Below are 5849 nucleotides of genomic sequence, written 5' to 3'. Positions count from 1 at the left end.
GACACATAAGTAAACCCATAGCGTGTCAATGCTTCGGCTATTTCGTTCCTATAGGCTATAACTCTATCAATCTCTTCTTCTGCTACCTCTATTTTCGCAATACTGCCGTGATATCTCACCCTGACCTGCTTTATATTGAAGGACTTTATAAATTCTTCTGAAAGCTCAATCTTTTTTAATATATTGCTGTTAATAGGTGTTCCATAAGGTATCCTTGATGCAAGACAGGCGTATGAGGGTTTATCGTGAGTGGGTAGCGACAGGGCTCTCGATAAATTCCTGATCTCACTCTTGGTGAGTTGCGCATCGAGCAGCGGACTAACCACACTCTGTTCAGCGCAGGCCTTTCGCCCTGGTCTGAAATCACTCATATCATCAAGATTTGAGCCTTCAGCTATACGCTTTAATCCTCTTTCTTTTGCAATTTCCCATGCCTTATCAAAGAGATGTAATTTGCAGTAATAACACCTATTCTTTGTGTTCTGGATAAAATCAGCATCTTCCATTTCATCTGTTTCTATAACCACATACTCTGCCCCGATTGCTTGTGCAGTGTTTATTGCTTCTTCAATTTCTTTTGCAGGATAGGTTGGAGATGAAGCGATAAATGCAAGCACATTTTCCCTGCCAAGCGCATCAACGCAGGCCTTAAGGAGAAGCGTACTGTCCACGCCCCCTGAAAACGCAACAAGCACACCTTCAAACCCCTTTATGATGGTTTTTAATGTCTCATATTTTGAGTCAAGATTCATAACGACTACTATAACAGAGGGGAAGGCCTTATTCAACCTCAGATATTTAGTATTTGCTATCAAAATCCCCTTCTGGTATATTCCAGATAAATATTGGGAGATTTTATGCCACTACTTTTTGAGTCACTGAGTCATGGTGAAGTGCCATTCGGTTTTTTCAATATAGAGACCGATATGATTCTCCTGAACGATTATTTTTTCTTTGCCAATGATATGTCAGAACGAATTATTGAGCTTGCCGGAGAGGAATCGAGAAAAATATTTGAGACGGAATGGGATGCGTATATTCTTGAAATAAGGCAAATTGGTAATCTTATGGGAGCTATAAACGGTGTTGAATTGAGTGGTTTTATCGGCGAGGTGTACGGGCATTTTCCCTTCCCTCATGAAACGGATAAATTCAAGCAGAATCCTAATGGCTATATAAACAGGGAGCTTGTGGAAGGTGTCGTGAGAAGATACACCGCAATATCAAAGATACAGGTTGTTGTGGACGCAGTAAACCAGACCATCAGGATAGGTGAGTACCTCTTCAGCAAACAGGGATTTCACGAACTTTTGAAATATCTGTGGCTCGGGGGCTACCCCCGGTGGAAGGACGGAATAAGACCGGAATATATTGTAAGGATGAAGGAGCGTATTGAGCATTCTACACATCCATTTTTTGAAGGCGCAGCAGCCAATATGCAAGATTGATTCGTTTGCTGGTAGCTGATAGCTAAATCCATTGATTTTATACGCAATCACGGGTATATTTTAGGCATGAAAGATGAATATTTCATGAAGCTCTGTTTAAAGGAGACAATGGCTGCCTTTGATAAAGAAGAGGTTCCGGTGGGTGCAGTCATAGTATCTCAGGATAACGAGATTATATCAAAAGCCCATAATCTTACCATCCATACGAACAAAGCCACTGCCCACGCCGAAATCCTTGCAATTGAGGAGGCGTCAAAGGTCTTGAATAATTACAGGTTGACAGGATGCACCCTGTTTGTCTCAAAGGAGCCTTGCATAATGTGTGCAGGTGCGATCATAGAGGCGAGGATAAGAAGGGTTGTCTTTGGATGTTTTGATTCAAAAAGAGGTGCATTTGGTTCGGTGTTAGATGTGAGTAAGTTACCGCTCAACCACAAACTCGAGGTCAGAGGCGGTGTATTAAAGGAAAAGAGTGAGGCACTGTTAAAAAGGTTCTTTCAGATGAGGAGAGGTACCGAAGCGGTCATAACGGGGCCGACTCGAAATCGGCTGTCCGTCTAACACGCGGACCGTGGGTTCGAATCCCACCCTCTCCGAATATAAAGTATAATAAAATCAATTAGATACATTGCTCAAACTCGTTTCCTTCTCGTTTCCTTTTGGTTTCCTGAGCTCAATAATTTTGCCTCTTGAATTAACAATGTCTCTCAGCTTTGGAATACTCCCATGAAAGTATTTTTCAGTACTTCTAATATCACTATGGCGCATTAATTCTCTCGCTTGTAAAGTATTGCATATCCCGCTCTCTGCAATCTGTGTGCAGAATGAATGCCTCGTAGATTCATAGAGGGTGACATCAAGATCTGAATACTTGTGCCATAACCTTCTCAAAAACTCCTGTCTATAGCCTCTACCAGTAGCACTATTGATAAATAAGAATAGACCAGGGTGTTTGCTGTGAGAATTTTTTAACACTATCTCAATAGCCTTGTCGCTCAATGGTATCCACTTCTTGCTGTTTGCCTTTGTATTCTCTTTTAAGACACTCCCGCTATATGTACGCTGGATTAATGCCTTCCCCTCTTTTGTGTCAATATCTGATATTTTCAGGGAACATGCCTCTGCTATCCTGAGTCCTGTTTCAAACATGAATTCGATAATATCTTTATGGTCCTCTGGTATCTTTTTCAATGCCTCGGCCTGATCATCATAATCAAGCGCAATTCTCACAGTAGCGTCATCACCTTTTATTTCAGGAAATAGTGGAACCTCTTTGACGACCCCCTTCTTACGTAGCCAAACAAAAAATGATTTTAAAGCATTGAGGATGTTCTTCTTACTCTTTATCTTCAAATGCCCTGGTAGTTTATCCTTAAATACCTCCAAATCTGCAAAGGTAATGTCCCTCACATCCATACTATTGAAGGGTTTATAGTGGTTTTTCGTATAACTCTGATAACATCGAAAGGTCTCAGGAGCCAGCTCTTTTGTCTCGACCTCATTTTCTTTTAAGGCAAGCCATTCATCCATCTTGTTGATAAATAGCCTTTCCCGTATCTTCCCTGGTAACCAGTTTGTTATGTCAAACTTTTTCCTGTCAATTTCACTCCGGATGTTTTCAAGTAGCCTCTTTGCCTTGTAGTAAGTGAGAATGTCGCCCTCTCTATCCTTGCCAACCTTATAATGCTTCCCCTTCGAATAGAGAGATATATGGACCTTGACACTGCCACATCCACACAATGGGCCATTGATGGTATGTCTACACTTGGAACACCTAATATGTCCAGCCATGCTTAACCCCCCTTCATTTTTTAAGGGATTATAAGCAAAGTCCATATTTAATGTCAACTTATTCATATTTTATTTTGTATCCCGGTTATCTTCTTTTCTATATCTGCGACAAGGCTGTGGACTGCATCTATTTTCTCTTGATCATAAGTCTCGTGTTCATAATATTTAGGTTCTTCATGGGAAATGGACGGGGGAGTATCAAATATGCTGGTATGGTGTTCGGGAGTATCGAATATACTGTCTGGTTTTTCTGGTTCTATCCAGTCTCGCCAGTAATCTTCTTTAAGAAAATTTATCGGGTCTTTTGCAAATCCATCCATGGCTGTTTTGCTATTGCAATAATTCTCAGTAGCCTTAATTAAAGATTCCCAATCTGTAAATTTACATGACTTAAAATATTTAAGACATTTTGGTTTACCGAGTACCTTTCTATTTCGAGCAGGATATTTCATCCAAAAGGTTTCAAACAACTCTGGGGAGAATACATATATATCTTTTTTCTTTTGTATAGTTTCTTTTGTTTCTTTTGTGGGCACCATTTTTGGTGACGCTTCCGTCACCAATTTTGACACTGGGGTATCACCAATTTTGACATCTGCCATTTTTGGTGACGGTAGCCATTTTGAATAATCCTTATTAAATCCGTATGTTGTAATAAAAGTAGTGTCATTTTTGGTGACGATATATCTATCAATAAGGTCTTTTAAAGCTCTTGAAACATGCCTACGCTTTAGATTTGTCCTTTGCTGGAATTGTGTAACACTGATTCGATCCGTCTTTTTGTGCCAACCATAAGTCTGTCTAAAAATAACCCAAAGGATGCGCCATTCATTACCGGATAATTGAAGTTTATAGAATGCCTCTGCTATCTCGTGAGCAATGTCAATGTGGCCATTTTCTTTTTGTGGACTTGCCATAATTATCCTTTAGGGAAGAGCCTCTCGATGTCCTTGACGTTCAAGACCCTCGCCCAGTGCCGCTTCTGCTCATCGTTGAGGACCTTGTTGCCACATACAACGAGGGATACCATATTGTTTGGCACCCCCAATGCTGCTGAAAAGTTATATTGAGTTCCAAATTTCAATACAATCGCTGCCCTTAATTCTCTGTTTATTGACTTCATGTGCTACCTCCTTCATGGGTGGTTATAATATCCACCTTCCTATTTATAAAAAAATCATAGCCGTGCTAATGCTGCATCAACTTCTTTACGCAAAGCTTCAAAATTAACAACATGAAGTACGTGCCAATCTTTATTTTTAATAGGGGGTGGATCTATACTATCAAATATTTTCTTAAACTTTGGATTAGTTAAAGCCCAATCTATGTTGCCACTTTCGAGATCAATCTTCCATGCGCCCGGTCTGAGAAGAAGGGCTTCGTCAACTTCTTTTCCTTCTCTAACAAACACCCTATATAGAATATACGCAGTTTTTTCATAATCCGGGTTGTCTTTTTCTTTCTTCAGTTGCTTCATAAACGCCTTCACATAATCACTCGCCACGTCTCTACTATAACCGTGTTCAATCAAGTCACGGAAGAGTGCAACCCCATAAACGTCTTGAATGGTAAAAATTGCCTTTGTCCCTGAACCCTCAGCGGCCACTGACGGCGCAACAAACCCCCGGTTGATCCAATCCCTAAACCTTTCACGGGGGAGATTCAGGGCTTTTTGAATATCATAAGTTGTAAACTCAGTTCTTTTTATCTGCATGGTAGATACAATATATACCTCATTGAAATCTAATGTCAAGAAAAAAATTAAAAATTTTTCTACCCCCTGAAATATCCCTGATCCTGAATTTCCCAACAGTAGGGGGGTATACCTATGTCTAAAATCACTACACATCCATGCATCAAAAAAAAGGTATTTGAGGACAAGATGTGACATGCCTTCTATGAAGTCGGAAAAGCCCTTATGAAAATCAGGGATAGCAGGCTTTACAGGGAACAATATGGAACTTTTGAGGAGTATTGTAAAGAAAAATGGGGAATGAGTAAAACACATGCAAATAGACTTATATCTTCTACTGAGGTTACGGACAATTTGACACCAATTGGTGTCATTCCCAAAACAGAATCTCAAGTCCGTCCCCTTACCAAACTCGAACCTGCTGAACAAAAAGAAGCATGGGATAAGGCTGTAAAGACTGCACCAGAGGGGTATATTTAGCTTACCCTGGCATATATGCCTCCTTATATTCTTTTTTGTCAGGGTGCTTGATATGGGTGTAGATGCAGGCTAATAAAAAGGAGGCCTGACCATCTGTTCGATGAATGGCCAGGTCTTTTACCGATTCACAGGCCGGATAAGCCCACCATCGGCTGCTTGCTGTTATTTGAAAACTGGACACCTGCAAGCTGGCCCAGTCGAGTTTTACCGTTTCCGGCCGCTACTCGCCAGCGTCACAATATCGGAGAAGATCCCCGACATATTATTCTACTCGCCCCCAGGCAAATATTGTTAGGGCCGTGTTTGAGCTGCTATCGACCACTAACGCCGTCCCCACTGCCAAGACCATCCCGGAAGGAAAATCCCATTGGAGGGAAGTGTTCACGGCCATTGCAATAGGGCCTATGAGTGCCTTCTTAACCGCCCCAGCGTTTTCA

The 5849-nt window shown here is 41.1% G+C and carries 7 protein-coding genes, 1 tRNA gene and 1 pseudogene; 4 read left to right on the top strand and 5 right to left on the bottom strand.

What is annotated here, in order from left to right; translation table 11 throughout:
• On the bottom strand, positions 1-815 hold an 815-nt coding region (gene larE / locus NTU69_11785), incomplete at its 3' end, for an ATP-dependent sacrificial sulfur transferase LarE (GenBank protein ID MCX5804188.1).
• A gap of 42 nt (positions 816-857) precedes the next feature.
• Between larE and NTU69_11780 the strand changes: the two genes are divergently transcribed.
• The 3 genes and pseudogenes from NTU69_11780 to NTU69_11770 all read left to right on the top strand — a co-directional run bounded on the left by NTU69_11780 (position 858) and on the right by NTU69_11770 (position 2044).
• Positions 858-1448: a hypothetical protein gene (locus NTU69_11780; GenBank protein MCX5804187.1), complete on the top strand. Its 591-nt coding sequence runs from the start codon at positions 858-860 to the stop codon at positions 1446-1448.
• Positions 1449-1514: 66 nt separating this feature from the next.
• Positions 1515-1973 (top strand): annotated as a pseudogene (tadA, locus tag NTU69_11775) (tRNA adenosine(34) deaminase TadA).
• Positions 1954-2044: transfer RNA gene (locus NTU69_11770), tRNA-Ser, on the top strand. The pseudogene tadA and the gene NTU69_11770 overlap by 20 nt, the downstream one beginning before the upstream one ends.
• A 19-nt stretch (positions 2045-2063) precedes the next feature.
• On the opposite strand, the gene NTU69_11765 is transcribed toward NTU69_11770, so the two are convergent.
• From NTU69_11765 to NTU69_11750, 4 genes are all read right to left on the bottom strand, one after another.
• Entirely contained in the window at positions 2064-3239 is a 1176-nt protein-coding gene (locus tag NTU69_11765) for a tyrosine-type recombinase/integrase (protein MCX5804186.1), read from the bottom strand.
• A gap of 62 nt (positions 3240-3301) precedes the next feature.
• Positions 3302-4156 (bottom strand): replication protein, encoded by an 855-nt coding sequence (locus NTU69_11760; GenBank protein ID MCX5804185.1) that lies wholly within the window; start codon positions 4154-4156, stop codon positions 3302-3304.
• Between the two features lie 2 nt (positions 4157-4158).
• Complete coding sequence (locus NTU69_11755) at positions 4159-4362, bottom strand: DUF739 family protein (GenBank protein MCX5804184.1); 204 nt, start codon at positions 4360-4362, stop codon at positions 4159-4161.
• A gap of 54 nt (positions 4363-4416) precedes the next feature.
• Positions 4417-4953: a hypothetical protein gene (locus NTU69_11750; GenBank protein MCX5804183.1), complete on the bottom strand. Its 537-nt coding sequence runs from the start codon at positions 4951-4953 to the stop codon at positions 4417-4419.
• A 204-nt stretch (positions 4954-5157) separates the two neighbouring features.
• Here NTU69_11750 and NTU69_11745 point away from each other — a divergent pair, with 204 nt between their 5' ends.
• Positions 5158-5412: a hypothetical protein gene (locus tag NTU69_11745; protein ID MCX5804182.1), complete on the top strand. Its 255-nt coding sequence runs from the start codon at positions 5158-5160 to the stop codon at positions 5410-5412.
• Positions 5413-5849 lie beyond the last annotated feature (437 nt).

The sequence above is a fragment of the Pseudomonadota bacterium genome (assembly GCA_026388215.1).
Lineage (GTDB): Bacteria > Desulfobacterota > Syntrophorhabdia > Syntrophorhabdales > Syntrophorhabdaceae > JAPLKF01.
The sequence above is the reverse complement of the archived record's forward strand: the minus strand, read 5'-3'. Positions and strand labels throughout refer to the sequence as shown.

Coding starts and splice junctions, on each gene's coding strand:
- NTU69_11745 (MCX5804182.1), top strand. CDS start 5,158: ATGAAAATCAGGGATAGCAGGCTTTACAGGGAACAATATGGAACTTTT.
- NTU69_11760 (MCX5804185.1), bottom strand. CDS start 4,156: ATGGCAAGTCCACAAAAAGAAAATGGCCACATTGACATTGCTCACGAG.
- NTU69_11765 (MCX5804186.1), bottom strand. CDS start 3,239: ATGGCTGGACATATTAGGTGTTCCAAGTGTAGACATACCATCAATGGC.
- NTU69_11755 (MCX5804184.1), bottom strand. CDS start 4,362: ATGAAGTCAATAAACAGAGAATTAAGGGCAGCGATTGTATTGAAATTT.
- NTU69_11750 (MCX5804183.1), bottom strand. CDS start 4,953: ATGCAGATAAAAAGAACTGAGTTTACAACTTATGATATTCAAAAAGCC.
- NTU69_11780 (MCX5804187.1), top strand. CDS start 858: ATGCCACTACTTTTTGAGTCACTGAGTCATGGTGAAGTGCCATTCGGT.